General features: G+C 45.0%; 16 protein-coding genes. All 16 read left to right on the forward strand.

From position 1 onward, the window contains the following. The first annotated feature begins 9 nt into the window (after positions 1-9). Positions 10-348 carry a DRTGG domain-containing protein gene (locus RTR76_RS02780; RefSeq protein ID WP_312516472.1) on the forward strand — a complete coding sequence of 113 codons (339 nt, stop codon included), beginning with the start codon at positions 10-12 and terminating at the stop codon, positions 346-348. After that, entirely contained in the window at positions 348-1,100 is a 753-nt protein-coding gene (locus RTR76_RS02785) for a PHP domain-containing protein (protein WP_312516474.1), read from the forward strand. The genes RTR76_RS02780 and RTR76_RS02785 overlap by 1 nt, the downstream gene beginning before the upstream one ends. 64 nt (positions 1,101-1,164) lie before the next feature. Further along, entirely contained in the window at positions 1,165-1,665 is a 501-nt protein-coding gene (gene nuoE, locus RTR76_RS02790; protein WP_312516475.1) for an NADH-quinone oxidoreductase subunit NuoE, read from the forward strand. Between the two features lie 2 nt (positions 1,666-1,667). Then, positions 1,668-2,231, forward strand: coding sequence for an ATP-binding protein (locus RTR76_RS02795; RefSeq protein WP_312516476.1), 564 nt, complete (start codon positions 1,668-1,670; stop codon positions 2,229-2,231). Then, positions 2,218-2,583, forward strand: coding sequence for a (2Fe-2S) ferredoxin domain-containing protein (locus RTR76_RS02800; protein ID WP_312516477.1), 366 nt, complete (start codon positions 2,218-2,220; stop codon positions 2,581-2,583). Before RTR76_RS02795 ends, RTR76_RS02800 begins: the two co-directional genes overlap by 14 nt. A 27-nt stretch (positions 2,584-2,610) precedes the next feature. Continuing rightward, on the forward strand, positions 2,611-4,401 hold the full coding sequence (gene nuoF, locus RTR76_RS02805) for an NADH-quinone oxidoreductase subunit NuoF (protein ID WP_312516478.1): 1,791 nt from the start codon (positions 2,611-2,613) through the stop codon (positions 4,399-4,401). 25 nt (positions 4,402-4,426) lie between these two features. Next, positions 4,427-6,151, forward strand: a complete 1,725-nt coding sequence (locus RTR76_RS02810; protein ID WP_312516480.1) for an NADH-dependent [FeFe] hydrogenase, group A6 — start codon at positions 4,427-4,429, stop codon at positions 6,149-6,151. 153 nt (positions 6,152-6,304) lie between these two features. Next, positions 6,305-6,943 carry a redox-sensing transcriptional repressor Rex gene (locus RTR76_RS02815; protein ID WP_312516482.1) on the forward strand — a complete coding sequence of 213 codons (639 nt, stop codon included), beginning with the start codon at positions 6,305-6,307 and terminating at the stop codon, positions 6,941-6,943. A 716-nt stretch (positions 6,944-7,659) separates the two neighbouring features. Next, on the forward strand, positions 7,660-9,165 hold the full coding sequence (locus tag RTR76_RS02820; RefSeq protein WP_312516483.1) for an acetyl-CoA hydrolase/transferase family protein: 1,506 nt from the start codon (positions 7,660-7,662) through the stop codon (positions 9,163-9,165). A 22-nt stretch (positions 9,166-9,187) separates the two neighbouring features. Next, positions 9,188-10,834: a methylmalonyl-CoA mutase family protein gene (locus RTR76_RS02825; RefSeq protein WP_312516485.1), complete on the forward strand. Its 1,647-nt coding sequence runs from the start codon at positions 9,188-9,190 to the stop codon at positions 10,832-10,834. A 21-nt stretch (positions 10,835-10,855) separates the two neighbouring features. Continuing rightward, entirely contained in the window at positions 10,856-11,248 is a 393-nt protein-coding gene (locus RTR76_RS02830; RefSeq protein ID WP_312516487.1) for a cobalamin B12-binding domain-containing protein, read from the forward strand. 76 nt (positions 11,249-11,324) lie between these two features. After that, the gene (gene meaB, locus RTR76_RS02835) at positions 11,325-12,263 is read left to right on the forward strand and encodes a methylmalonyl Co-A mutase-associated GTPase MeaB (protein ID WP_312516489.1); all 939 of its coding nucleotides are present in this window, start codon (positions 11,325-11,327) and stop codon (positions 12,261-12,263) included. 27 nt (positions 12,264-12,290) lie between these two features. Next, positions 12,291-12,704 (forward strand): methylmalonyl-CoA epimerase, encoded by a 414-nt coding sequence (gene mce / locus RTR76_RS02840; RefSeq protein WP_312516491.1) that lies wholly within the window; start codon positions 12,291-12,293, stop codon positions 12,702-12,704. A 90-nt stretch (positions 12,705-12,794) separates the two neighbouring features. Continuing rightward, positions 12,795-14,324, forward strand: coding sequence for a carboxyl transferase domain-containing protein (locus tag RTR76_RS02845; RefSeq protein WP_312516493.1), 1,530 nt, complete (start codon positions 12,795-12,797; stop codon positions 14,322-14,324). Between the two features lie 24 nt (positions 14,325-14,348). Further along, a complete protein-coding gene (locus tag RTR76_RS02850; RefSeq protein ID WP_312516495.1) occupies positions 14,349-14,666 on the forward strand; it encodes an OadG family protein in 318 nt (105 codons plus the stop codon). A 27-nt stretch (positions 14,667-14,693) separates the two neighbouring features. After that, positions 14,694-15,113, forward strand: a complete 420-nt coding sequence (locus tag RTR76_RS02855; protein WP_312516497.1) for a biotin/lipoyl-containing protein — start codon at positions 14,694-14,696, stop codon at positions 15,111-15,113. Positions 15,114-15,148 lie beyond the last annotated feature (35 nt).

Genomic DNA, 15,148 nt, shown 5'->3' on the forward strand with positions numbered 1-15,148 from the left:
GTGAAGTAAATGACTGTTCAAGAAATTATTTCGGCCTTAGCACTCACTGTTATAACGGGAGAAAACTTCGAACAGCCGGTTAGCGGTGGTTATGTGTCTGATTTGCTGAGCAATGTGATGGGGCAGGCTGGTTCAGATAATGTTTGGATTACGATGCAGGGACATCAAAATGTTGTGGCCGTTTCCCTGTTAGCGGGGTTAGCGGCAGTTATTATTGCCGGTGGAGTAAAGCCGGATGAGGGAGCGATAAATAAAGCTAAAGCTGAGGGCTTAATAGTACTAACAACCGAATTACCTGCTTATGAGGTAGTTGGTCAGTTGTATGCGCTCGGTATTCGGGGGGCTTAATGCGTAATTTTGCTGCCGATCTTCACATACATTCTCTGCTGTCGCCCTGTGCGGCGGTAGAAATGACACCTCGCAACATTGTATGGCATGCGGCGGCAAAAAAACTGGATGTTATTGCAATCACTGATCATAATGCCTGTGATAATGTAGCGGCTGCTCTTGTTGCGGCTCAGGATGCCGGTATCACTGTGTTGCCGGGAATGGAAGTGGAAACCCGGGAAGAAGCACATTTTATTGTACTGTTTGATAAGATGCGGCAGTTAAAAGAATGGGAACGCTTTGTCGCGGCCCATCGTCCGTTACTCAAGAATAATGATGAGAAGTTTGGCGCTCAGTTTATCGTTGATGCAGAGGACAATTTCGCTGGCATTAAAGAAGAATTACTGCTTTGCTCACTAACGATTAATGCCGCTCAATTATCGGCAAAGGTGAGGGAACTTGAGGGATTATTAATCGCAAGTCATGTAGACCGGCCCGCATACAGTATTATTTCTCAACTTGGATTTATCCCGCCGGATTTGGCACTCGATGCAGTGGAAGTGTCCCGCCGTATTAAGCGAAACGAGGCTGCTATTCGAGTTCCTGTTATTGGCAACTATCCGGTAGTAACAGCTTCAGATGCTCATACTATTGAAGATTTTGTAAGCGGCCCTATGGTGAATTTTTTTCTGGCGGAACCGACAGTGGCCGAAATACGACAGGCTTTACTCGGGGTTAACGGTAGAAAAGTTACAGAAATCGTCAGTTCGTGACACCGCCTTTATAGGCAAAGGTTACAAACTGTTTCGAGATAAACTTACAAAGAGGAGGGGTTTTATGACTAGCGCAATTGGCAAGACCTGTTGTTGTTCAGGCGGTGAAGTGAATCAGTTTGTTGAACTGGATGAGATTTTGCACAAATATGAGGGGGTAAAGGGAGCTCTTATACCGGTATTGCAAGAGACGCAACATGCATATGGCTACTTGTCACGGGAAGCCATTCGCCACATTAGCGACAAAATGGACATTCCTGTAAGCCAGATATATGGGGTAGTAACCTTCTATTCCCAGTTTCACTTGAATCCTCGTGGTAAAAATATCATTCGCGTTTGTCAGGGGACAGCTTGCCACGTGCGGGGAGCAAAAGCTATTTTGACCGCACTGGAAGACATTTTAAAAGTGGCACCTGGCGGTACAACGGCAGACCTTAAATATACATTAGAAACGGTGGCTTGTATCGGTGCCTGCGGTTTGGCTCCGGTTATGATGATTAATGATGATACTCATGGCAGGCTGACTCCGGAAGCTGTCACGCAAATACTTGCTAAGTATGCCTGAGTATGAGAGAGTTGGCGCTTCATATATTGGATTTGGTTCAAAATGCGATTGAAGCACAAGCCAGCCGTGTTGAGCTTTGCATTAACGAGGATTGTGCTAAGGATGTGCTGACAATAAGGGTGCTTGACAACGGACGTGGAATGAGTGAGGAAATGGTCAGAACTGTGCGGGATCCCTTTGTTACTACCCGTTTTACCCGCCGGATTGGCTTAGGCTTAGCGCTGCTGGATATGTCCACCGCCCGGTCTGGCGGATCTGTGGAGATTGAATCCGAGCCCGGCAGAGGAACAAAGATTACGGCCAGTTATCAATACAGTCACTTTGACAGACCGCCTTTAGGCAACATGGCAGCAACAATACAAACGCTGATTACGCTTAATCCTCAGTTGGATTTTTCCTATCATCACATAGTGATGAAGCGGGCGTTTTCTGTTGAAACCCGTGAATTGGCTGCTGCTATCGGTGATATTCCATTCACGCATCCGGAAATAATTGAGTGGCTTAAAGAGTATTTAGCAGCTGGCATTGCTAATTTATATGGAGGTGAACAATTTGAAGACTGTTGAGGACTTGAAAAGACTCCGTGAACAGCTCCAATCACAAAATCGAATTCGTCATAATGACGGTACCCAGATTATTGTTGGCATGGGAACGTGCGGTATTGCTGCCGGTGCCCGGGAAATAGTAACGGCTGTAATGGATGAAATTGCGAAACGCAAGCTGGATAATGTTACGGTACAGCAGACCGGCTGTATTGGGATGTGCGAGAAAGAGGTGCTTGTAGATATTGTTCGTCCAGGTGAGCCTCGTATCACGTATGGCAGAGTAACTCCAAGTGCTGTAGCAAGGATCATAACTGACCACGTAGTAAACGGCAGAATAGTGGAAGAATGGGTTGTTGGCAAAATAATGCCCTAGCTTATGTTTACAATTGGAGGGGAAAAAATGGATCACAGTAGAGCACATGTGCTCATTTGTGCCGGAACTGGCTGTGTCTCTTCAGGCTCAAAGAAAGTGGAAGCGGCACTATCAGCTGAACTGGTCAAAAGGGGACTGGAAAAGGAAATAAAGGTTATTGAAACAGGCTGTCATGGCTTTTGTGAAATGGGTCCTGTTGTAATCGTGTATCCTGAAGGAGTTTTTTACTGTCGTGTGCAGGATACAGATGTGCCTGAATTGGTGGACAGCCATCTATACAAAGGGCGCATTGTGGAACGCTTGCTGTATAAAGAGCCTGTTTCCCATGAAAAGATCCCGAATTATAACGATATTACATTTTATAAAAAACAGATGCGCAAAGTTCTTGCAAACTGTGGACATATCAACCCTGAGTCCATTGAAGATTATATTGCTGTCGGTGGTTATGAAGCATTGGGGAAAGCGCTTAGTGAAATGACTTCCGAGCAAGTTGTTATGGAACTGAAAAAATCTGGTTTACGCGGCAGGGGCGGCGGTGGTTTTCCTACCGGCTCTAAATGGGAGTTTACGCGTAATGCTCAGGGGGATAAAAAATACGTAGTCTGTAACGCCGATGAAGGTGATCCAGGCGCTTTTATGGATCGCAGCGTATTAGAGGGAGATCCTCACCGGATTATTGAAGGAATGGCAATCTGTGGTTATGCGATCGGCGCGGATGAAGGGTATGTATATGTGCGTGCAGAGTACCCGCTTGCTATTAAACGCTTGCGGATTGCAATAAAACAAGCAGAAGAATTAGGCTTATTAGGAGATAATATCTTCGGCTCCGGATTTAACTTCCGCTTAAAAATCAAAGAAGGGGCCGGAGCATTCGTGTGCGGCGAAGAAACAGCTTTGCTTGCATCAATAGAGGGAAAACGCGGAATGCCGCGCCCCCGTCCGCCCTTTCCTGCTATTTCAGGCCTGTGGGGAAAACCGACTAATATTAACAATGTAGAGACCTTTGGCAATGTTCCTCAGATTATCACCCAAGGTGCAGAGTGGTATGCGGCTATTGGCACGGAGCGCAGTAAAGGGACTAAAGTCTTTGCGCTTACCGGGCGAATTAACAATACCGGCCTGGCAGAAGTACCCATGGGTATTAGTATGAGGGAAATCATTTTTGATATAGGCGGCGGTATTCCGGAAGGTAAAAAATTCAAAGCCGTTCAGATCGGTGGCCCTTCAGGCGGTTGTCTGCCAGAAGAATTGCTTGATTTGCCAGTTGATTATGACTCGCTCATCCAGGCGGGTGCAATGATGGGGTCAGGCGGCTTAGTTGTTATGGATGAAACGACCTGTATGGTTGATGTGGCTAAATTTTTCTTGAATTTCACCCAGTCCGAATCATGCGGCAAATGTACTCCTTGCCGGGAAGGCACAAAGCGCATGCTGGAAGTGCTTACCCGTATTACGGATGGGGATGGCCGCCATGATGACATTGCCTTATTAGAGGCGATGGCTAAAAATATTAAAACAACGGCACTTTGTGGTTTGGGGCAGACTGCGCCGAATCCAGTACTCAGTACACTGCGCTATTTCCGTCATGAATATGAGGCTCACATTCATGACAAGCGTTGTCCGGCTGGTGCCTGCACAAAACTATCCGGTTTCAGCGTAACCGAATTGTGCAAAGGCTGCAGCCTTTGTAAAAAAGCATGTCCTGTTCAGGCGATCACCGGTGAAATCAAAGGCCGTCATATAATTGATCCTGTTAAATGTATTAAGTGCGGTGCCTGCGTAACTAAGTGCCCCTTTAAAGCAATTATTAAAGGCTAAGGCCGGCCAGAAGGAGAGTGATATCATGGAAAAGGTGAATATAACAATAGATGGACAAAAGGTGCAAGTTGCCAAAACCGCTACTATTCTGGAAGCAGCAAGCCAAATCGGCGTAAATATTCCTACCCTTTGCTATCATCCTGAATTGCGGCCGGAAGGGGCATGCCGGGTTTGTATGGTAGAGGTGGAAGGTGCACGGACGCTGGTTGCTTCCTGTGTTTATCCGGTGAATGAGGGCATGGTGGTGCGGACAAATTCGGCGTCCATTCGGGAAGCCCGTAAAATGGTGGTAGAACTGCTGTTAGCGAATCATCCGCAAGATTGCTTGTCCTGTCAACGTAATTTAAATTGTGAACTCCAGACTATTGCCGGTGATTTGGGTATCCGAAAGGTGCGATTTGACGGAGAACGGAAAAAATATCCGCTCGATGCTTCTAATCCTTCTTTGGTACGGGATCAGGAAAAATGCATTTTATGCGGACGGTGTATCCGGGCTTGCAGTGAGCGGCAAGGGGTACATGTCTATAGTTTTGTCAGCCGCGGTTTTAACACTACGGTGGCGCCTGCGTTTAGCCAAGGTCTTGATGAAGCTGCCTGCACGTATTGTGGGCAATGTGCGGCTGTCTGTCCTACCGGCGCTATTGTAGAAAAAGATGATACTGATGCCGTTTGGCAGGTTCTTAGTGATCCTACCAAGCACGTTATTGTGCAAACTGCGCCGTCAGTGCGGGTGGCGCTGGGGGAAGCACTGGGCATGGGGCATGGGCAGATTGTTACCGGTCAAATGGTTGCTGCTTTGCGTCGCTTGGGTTTTGCCCGTGTTTTTGATACGGATTTCTCGGCTGATCTTACAATTTTGGAGGAAGGGCACGAATTTATTCATCGCCTGACTCATGGTGGCAAGCTGCCGATGATTACATCTTGCAGCCCAGGGTGGGTCAACTTCATTGAGCTATTCTATCCCGATCTGCTCGATCATTTGTCGACTGCGAAATCTCCACAGCAAATGTTCGGCGCCCTGGTAAAAACGTATTACGCTGAAACGGCAGGAATAGATCCTAAGGATATCGTATCCGTTTCTATTATGCCTTGTACGGCTAAAAAGGCGGAAGCAGCCAGGGAAGAGATGGCTACGGAAGGCGGCCAGGATGTAGACTATGTTCTGACAACGCGGGAGCTTGGCCGTATGATTCGTGAAACGGGCATGGACTTTGTTAATCTGCCATCGGAAAAATTCGACGCTCCCATGGGAATTGCAACCGGAGCGGGGGTAATATTTGGGGCAACTGGCGGGGTAATGGAAGCAGCACTTAGGACGGTGTCCGAAGTTGTAACAGGGAAACCGCTGGAATGCATCGATTTTCATGGCGTACGCGGTCTTACGGGGATGAAGGAAGCCGAGGTGAGCCTGGATGGTACTGTTGTTAAAGTTGCGGTAGCTCATACACTGGCTAATGCGAGGCTTATTTTAGAAAAAATTCGTCGCGGCGAAGCAGATTATCATTTCATTGAAATTATGGCATGTCCCGGAGGCTGCATTGGCGGCGGCGGGCAGCCGGTTCCCATATCGGCAGATATACGGCAAAAGAGAATTGACTTGATTTATGAATGTGATCAAAGTCATGAATTCCGTAAGTCTCATGATAATCCAGCCATTAAGGAACTTTATGATACATGGCTGGGGAAACCAAATGGAGAAAAAGCGCATCATATCCTCCACACGCACTATCAACAGCAGAAAAGGCAATAAGGTATAAAGGTATTGTCGGAAAAGTATAAAAATAATCCAAATTCTTTCCTGCCGCCTTTTGGGCGGCAGGATTTTTACTGTGACATGAGAATAAGATATAGATATATGATTTTGGCGTGTAGAACGTGCCACTAAATGAAGGAGTGTGCTGCTTTGAAAAGCCATATTGTTATTTCCAAAGCTACCATTGACCGCTTACCGCTATACTTTCGCACGCTGCGCCATATTCAAGAAGAAGGTATTGAAATCATTTCCTCTGAAGAATTGGGACGCCGCATCGGAGTAACACCTGAACAAATCCGTAAAGACCTGGCTTCTTTTGGCGAGTTTGGCAAAAAAGGTGTAGGTTATTTTGTCCGCGAATTAATCCGTAATATCGGCGAAATTCTGGGCTTACACCGCAATTGGAATATTAGTATTATTGGTATTGGACATCTTGGCTGGGCTTTGGCTAATTATAGAAATTTTTCTTCACTGGGCTTTAACCTGGCAGCGATATTTGATGTGGATCTTAGTAAAGTGGGACTTACCATTAATGGCGTGGAAGTACAACACGCAAGTGCGTTGGAAGCAGTATTGCAAGAACGCAATATACATATTGGTGTTATTACCGTTCCTGCTGAACAAGCTCAAAAAATTGCAGACAGGCTTGTTGCGGCAGGCGTAAAGGGTATTTGGAATTTCGCGCCTATACGACTAAATGTACCTAGCCATGTACGTATTATCAGCGAAGATTTATCAGTAGGGCTAAGCAGTTTATCCTATTTCTTATCACGGCAATCAATTGATTAAAAAAAAATAAATAAGCAGGAATTCGACAAGTGGTATAGAATATGTCAATGTCAGGAAGCAATTAACTATTTCCTGCTTGAAGAAAAAAGCAATTAAGCTCCGCATTATGTCGACTTATGAGATTTCTTATGAGTAGATGATAAGCTAGGCATCCAATTCTGGTGTAAAAACTATCAGAGCCTTGGATGCTTTTGGTTTGTTCGACAAAGGTATATTAAATTTTTTCGGTTTAATATAAAAAATATGAAAACTTTTTAAAAAAAATGTCAACTTATAGAAGGAATATATACAGTCATAGAGAATATAGATATCTCGGAAAGCAATGAATTATTAAAAAATTTCCGCATGGACGGTTCTGGCAATGGATGCCAGATTGGAAGTGCTTACACAAACACGATTGCTTATGGCTCTGTGCCCAAACGGCAAAAGAGTAACAAGTAGGCACATCCAAGTTTGCTTTGTGTATATTTTCACGTACACAAATTGACTTTGGGTGTTTTTTATTTTCCGAGCCTTCCTTAATCTAAAAAGTTAATCTTTTGCAGAGAAGTTTTTCGCAATTGCAAAATCTTCGCAGGACTGTATGAAATTCTCTTTGAGCAAGATAATATATACGAAGTAGTCTTATGTCCATTTTTCTTTTGGAAATGCTGCAACAGAGCAATGCTCTGGTGGCATGGAATTATATAATACTTAATACAGGAGGAGAGAGTGCGATGATCGATATTCGCGATCGAGTACGCAACAAAGCTCTGCACGCAAAAATTGTTAGTGCAGAAGAAGCTGCAGCCATCATTAAGCCTGGTATGAACATAGGTACTAGCGGCTTTACTCCCGCAGGTTATCCGAAAGCTGTTCCACTTGCTTTAGCTGAACGCATTAAAAAAGAAAACTTTAAAGTTAACTTGTGGACAGGCGCTTCAGTTGGTAAAGAGTTGGATGGCGCATTAGCACAAGCTAATGGGATTGACAAACGTCTTCCTTACCAAACAAATGATGAAATTCGCAAACAAATCAACAGCGGCAAAATTCAATACATTGATATGCATTTGAGCCACGTTGCCCAGCAATCCCGTTACGGATTCCTTGGTGGCAAAGTGGATGTCGCTATTGTGGAAGCTTGCGCTATCACAGAAGAGGGACATATTGTTCCGACTACATCCTTGGGTAACTCAGCTTCTTTCGTTCAAAGTGCTGATATTGTTATTGTTGAAATTAACACAAGCCAGCCTCTTGAATTAGAAGGTATGCATGATATTTACATTCCGCTTGATCCACCCCATCGTCAGCCTATACCTCTGGTAAAATCCGACGATCGTATCGGCACTCCTTACATCCCATGCGGTTTCGACAAGATTACATATATTGTACCTTGCGATTTGCCTGATGCAGTGCGCCCGCTGGCTCCGATTGATGACGATGCTAAAGCAATGAGCGGTCATTTGATTGAGTTCTTCCAACATGAGATCAAACAAGGTCGTTTGCCGCAAAACCTTCTGCCGCTTCAATCCGGTGTAGGTTCAGTAGCGAATGCAGTTGTATGCGGTCTGGTTGATTCTCCTTTTGAAAATCTCAGTGTATTTACTGAAGTTATTCAAGATGGTATGTTCGATCTGATTGATGCTGGCAAGCTTACGTTTGCATCAGGAACTTCAATTACTCCTTCACCGGATGGCTTGAAGCGCCTTTATGCCAACCTGGCAGAATACCGCAAAAAGATCATTCTTCGTCCGCAGGAAATCTCCAATAGTCCGGAACTTGCCCGCCGTTTAGGTGTTATTGCAATGAATACGGCTATTGAGCTTGATATCTATGGACATGTTAACTCCACTCACATCATGGGTACCAAAATGATGAACGGTATTGGCGGATCAGGCGATTATGCCCGTAATGCTTACTTAACCGTTTTCTGCACTAATTCGGTTGCTAAAGGCGGAGCTATTTCGTCCGTTGTACCGATGGTATCCCACTTTGATCATACAGAACATGACACCCATATTTTTGTTACCGAACGCGGCTTAGCTGACGTTCGCGGCTTAAGTCCAAAAGAACGCGCCCGTGTAATAATTGACAAATGTGCGCATCCGGACTATCAGCCTATGCTTCTTGATTACCTAGAAAGAGCTGAAAAAGCTACCAATTTTGCGCATACGCCGCATCTGTTGGAAGAAGCCCTTTCTTGGCATACCCGGTTTGTACAAACCGGAACAATGAAAAAGTAACGTAAAGGAGGACACTACAAACATGGCTAACGAATCCCTAAAAGCTAAAGTGGCAGCTTACACTGAAAAAGTGGAAAAATCGCTTGCCAAAAATCCTGAGCGCAAAAACCTCGCTCACAACAGATTGTACACCCCGCTTGACATTGAGGGTTTTGATTATGAAAGCGAGCTGGGCATACCCGGTGAATACCCGTTCACCCGTGGTGTACAGCCTACTATGTACCGTGGCCGTTTCTGGACCATGCGTATGTATGCTGGTTTCTCTACTGCAGAGGAGTCCAACAAACGTTATCGCTACCTGATTGAATCGGGTGCTACTGGTCTTTCCTGCGCATTTGACCTTCCTACCCAGATCGGTTATGACTCCGATCATGCAATGTCCGAAGGTGAAGTAGGTAAAGTTGGCGTTGCCATCGACTCATTGGCTGATATGGAAATCCTCTTTGATCAAATTGATCTTGGTAAAGTTTCCACTTCAATGACGATCAATGCTCCTGCATCTGTACTTTTAGCTATGTACATCGCAGTTGCTGAAAAGCAAGGCGTAACACCTGATAAATTGAATGGTACTATCCAAAATGACGTTTTGAAGGAATATGCTGCTCGCGGCACTTATATTTTCCCACCTAAGCCTTCCATGCGTCTTATCACTAACATTTTTGAATATTGTTCAAAAAATGTTGCCAACTGGAATACCATCTCCATTTCCGGTTACCACATTCGTGAAGCCGGTTCAACTGCTTCACAGGAAATCGCTTTCACCATCGCTGACGGCATTGCTTATGTTGAAGCTGCTATCAAAGCTGGCATGGACGTTGATGATTTCGCTGGTCGCCTTTCCTTCTTCTGGAACGCGCATAACAACGTGCTTGAAGAAGTTGCTAAATTCCGTGCATCCCGCCGCGTATGGGCTAAAGTTATGCGCGAGCGTTTCAATGCACAAAAACCAAAATCCTGGATGCTTCGCGTACATACCCAAACCGCTGGCTCCATGTTAACTGCTCAACAACCTGAAAACAACATTGTTCGTGTTGCTCTGCAGACAGCTGCTGCTGTACTCGGTGGTACTCAATCGCTTCACACTAACTCCAAAGACGAAGCATTGGCTCTGCCTACTGAAGATTCAGTACGTGTTGCTCTTAGAACACAACAAATCGTTGCTTATGAAAGCGGTTTAGCTGATGTTGTTGATCCACTAGGCGGATCTTACTACATTGAAGCTCTTACTGATAAAATTGAAGCAGAAGCCTGGGAATACATCAAGAAAATTGATGAAATCGGCGGCGCTGTTGTGGCCATTGAACAAGGCTACATTCAAAGAGAGATCCAAGAAAGTGCTTATAAATGGCAAATGGAAGTTGAAAGCAAACAACGGATTATCGTTGGTGTCAATCAGTTCCAAATCCAGGAAAAACCAGTTGAAGGCCTGCTCCGCGTAGATGCCTCTGTTGGCGAATTCCAACGGAAAAAACTAGTTGACCTCCGCGCTCGTCGCGACAATGCTGCTGTTGAAAAAGCCCTGGCTGCTCTGGAAGCTGCCTGCAAGGATGAGCATATTAACCTTATGCCTCTTATTCTTGAAGCGGTTAAAACCTATGCAACCCTTGGTGAAATTTGTGGCGTAATGCGTAAGGTGTTCGGTGAATACCAAGCGCCTGCGACGCTGTAAGCGAGAGAAGGAGGGACAACAATGGAAAAACGTATTAGAATACTTGTAGCAAAACCAGGTCTTGACGGACATGATCGCGGAGCTAAAGTTGTAGCCCGTGCCCTTCGTGATGCCGGATTTGAAGTAATTTACACCGGTCTTCGTCAAACCCCTGAACAAATTATCGAAGCGTCTCTTTCAGAAGACGTTAATGTAGTGGCACTGAGCCTTCTGTCCGGTGCACACAATACCCTGTTCCCGAAAATCGTTTCCATGCTGAAAGAAAAAGGCATGAACGACGTATTGGTAGTTGGCGGCGGAGTTATTCCTGATGCTGACATTCCTTTCCTGAAAGAAAATGGTGTTTCTGAAGTATTTACTCCTGGAACTCCTACCGCCAATATCATTGAGTTTATCAAAGCTAACGTAAAATAGGATACTATCCCAATCCGGCTATGGCGCTGCTCCTTGTTTGAGGAGCAGCGCAAAGCCATGAGGTGGTGAAAACCTAATGGATATAGCAAAAGAACTACTTGCCGGATCTCGTCTGGCTTTAGCCAGAGCAATAACGGCCGTAGAAAATGAATACGACAATGCTGTTGCTATTATGCAAGAGTTATACCCTCATACTGGGAGGGCTCATGTCATCGGAATTACCGGGCCGCCCGGTGCAGGGAAAAGTACTTTGACTGATAAGCTGGCGAAGGAATATCGCCGTCAAGGGAAGACAGTCGGAATTATCGCTGTTGATCCTACCAGTCCTTTTTCAGGTGGTGCGATACTGGGAGACCGGATTCGCATGAATGACCTTACTCTGGATGAAGGTGTTTTCATTCGCAGTATGGGCACACGAGGAAGTTTAGGTGGCTTGTCGCGCAAAACCGCAGAAGCCGTGAAAATAATGGATGCATCCGGTAAGGATATTATCTTTATCGAGACTGTAGGTGTAGGTCAGTCAGAAGTTGATATCATAAAAGCTGCAGATACTACAATTGTAGTGCTTGTACCTGGTTTAGGCGATGATATCCAGGCTATTAAAGCCGGTATACTGGAAATTGGTGACGTATTTGCTATCAATAAGGCAGATCGTGACGGTGCTGATAAACTTAATATTGAAATTTCAATGATGCTGGACTTGAATCCTATACAGGTAGCTTGGCGTCCGCCTATTAAGCGGACTGTTGCAAGTCAAAATGAAGGTGTCACTGAACTAACACAGACAATAGAAGACCATATCGCGTACCTTAAGGAGTCGGGAGAACTGACTAATCGTCGCACAAAACGCACTAAAAATGAACTTATTGCTATGGTTGATGAACAAATTGGTCGTTATGTCATGCAAAAAGTTACTACAACCGGTGAGTTTGACCGCCTTGTGGAAAGTGTACATAATCGCGATAAGGACCCTTATAGTGTTGTAAACAGTATTTTAGCTACTGTTTTACGATAAATAAGCAATTTTAAGGAGGTATTTTACATGTCATTTAAAGTATTAAAAGTCGACCACATTGGTATTGCAGTAAAAGATTTGGCTGCAGCTAAAAAGTTCTATGTAGAACAATTGGGACTTACTCACCTTCCTGAAGATGAAGAAGTAGATCAACAAAAAGTAAAAGTAAGCTTTTTCCCTTGCGGCGACAGCGAATTGGAACTTCTTGAATCAACTTCTCCTGACGGCCCTATTGCCAAATTCATTGAGAAGAATGGCGAAGGCATCCAGCATGTAGCTTTGCGCGTTGATAACATCGAAGCTGCTCTTGCTGATCTGAAAGAAAAAGGTGTTCGTTTAATTGATGAAAAACCCCGTTATGGTGCAGGCGGCGCCAGCATTGCTTTTGTTCATCCAAAAGCTACCGGCGGTATCTTACTCGAATTATCCGAACGCAAATAATTAAATTTATTATCAAAAACTACCAAAAAATGCGGTAATGTGATACCGTATAATTTGGACTCGCGTCCGAATTCTAAATGGAGGTGTAGAATGGCTACTGTTCAAGAAAAAATTGCTCTCTTAAAGAAGAAGCAAGAGAAAGTTAAGCTTGGCGGCGGCGTAAAGCGTATCGAGAAGCAACATGCTTCCGGTAAAATGACTGCTCGCGAGCGTATTGAAAAGCTGTTTGACGCAGGTACTTTTGTCGAATTAGACCAATTTGTGACTCATCGTTGTGTCAATTTCGGTATGAGTGAAAAAGAACTGCCAGGTGAAGGCGTTGTGACCGGTTATGGTACTATTGAAGGTCGCTTGGTCTACGCATTTGCGCAGGACTTTACTGTTGAAGGCGGATCGCTTGGCGAAATGCATGCAGCCAAAATTGTCAAGGTACAAAACCTGGCATTGAAAATGGGTGCTCCTATTGTTGGAATTAATGATTCCGGCGGTGCCCGTATTCAAGAAGCGGTTGATGCTTTGGCCGGTTACGGCAAAATCTTCCTTAACAATACCTTAGCTTCCGGTGTTATTCCTCAGATATCAGTAATCATGGGACCTTGCGCCGGCGGTGCAGTATATTCCCCTGCATTAACTGACTTTATCTACATGGTTAAAAACACCAGCCAAATGTTTATTACCGGACCTCAAGTTATTAAATCGGTTACTGCCGAAGAAGTAACTTCTGAAGCTCTCGGCGGTGCGATGACTCATAACAGCGTTTCTGGTGTAGCTCATTTCGCTACTGAGAACGAAGATGACTGCCTGCAGCAGATCCGTTATCTGTTGAGCTTCCTGCCTAGCAACAATCTAGAAGAGGCTCCTGTATATGAAACAGGTGATGATGCTAATCGTATGGACGACGGACTCAACAGCTTGCTGCCTGATAACTCCAACATGCCTTACGACATGAAAGATGTTATTAAAGCAATCGTTGACAACGGCGAATTCTATGAAGTGCAACCTCACTTTGCGCAAAATATCCTGACCTGCTATGCCCGTTTCGACGGACAAACAGTCGGTATCATTGCAAACCAACCGAAAGTCATGGCTGGCTGCTTGGACATTAACGCATCTGATAAATCAGCACGTTTTATCCGTTGCTGCGATGCGTTCAACATTCCTTTGGTTAACTTGGTTGACGTTCCTGGCTTCCTGCCTGGTACTGATCAAGAGTATGGCGGCATTATCCGTCATGGTGCCAAAATGTTGTATGCTTATTCGGAAGCAACTGTACCTAAAATTACTGTTATTACCCGTAAAGCATATGGCGGTTCCTACTTAGCAATGTGTTCACAAGACTTAGGTGCTGACCAGGTACTTGCATGGCCAACATCTGAAATTGCTGTAATGGGACCTGCTGGCGCAGCTAATATCATTTTCCGCGGAGCAGCTGATGCAGCTGAAAAAACAGCTCAATATGTTGAAGAGTTTGCAACTCCATACAAAGCAGCTGAACGTGGATTCGTTGATATTGTCATCGAGCCAAAAGAAACTAGACCTCGTATTATCACTGCATTGAATATGCTGGCTAGCAAGCGTGAAGCACGCCCTGCTAAGAAGCACGGCAATATTCCGCTATAACCCAAAAGAAAGGGGAATGGGATAATGGGTTTTTTTGATTCATTGTTCGGCGGCGGAAAACCGGCTCAACCAGTAAAGAAGAAGAAAGAAAAGGTTGCTCCTGCCGCTGATGAACAGCCGTCAAGTGTCACAGTTGACGGAGAAATCGATCCTAAAATTGTAGCTGCCATTACAGCCAGTGTAAATTCCATGATGGATGATGCTGAACTGATTGCAGCCATTGTAGCAGCCACTGTACATGCTCGTACAGCCGGTGCTCACGCTGTACGGATTAAACGTACAAGCAATTCTTGGGCAGCTAGCGGTCGCCAAAAAGTCATGGATGGCCGTCAATTTGCGTAATTAATATTTGAATGGAGGATGCTAAACATGAGAAAATTTAAAGTAAATGTTAATGGTGTAGCTTATAACGTTGAGGTGCAAGAAGAGGGTGTAGCTATTTCTGCAGCTCCTGCTGCTGTTGCAGCTGCTCCTGCTCCTGCCGCAGCTCCTGTTGCCGCAGCTCCTGTAGCTGCCGCTGCTCCTGCAGCCGCTCCTGCTCCTAAAGCAGCTCCTGCTGAAGTTGCTGCTGGCGACACTCCTATTGCTGCTCCTATGCCTGGCAAAGTAAGCAAAGTAGTTGTTAAAGAAGGCGCTACTGTTAAAAAAGGCGACGTTATCATGCTCTTAGAAGCTATGAAAATGCAAAACGAAATCGGCGCTCCTGCTGCCGGTGTTGTAAAATCCATCAACGTTGCTGCTGGTGAAAGCGTAAAACCTGGTCAGGTTTTAGCTGTAATCAAAGGTTAATTTTCCGGAGATACGGATTTCAAGTTAGCAAAGCA

The sequence above is a fragment of the Anaerospora sp. genome (genome assembly GCF_032013335.1).
In the GTDB taxonomy this organism is placed as follows: domain Bacteria; phylum Bacillota; class Negativicutes; order Sporomusales; family DSM-15969; genus Anaerospora.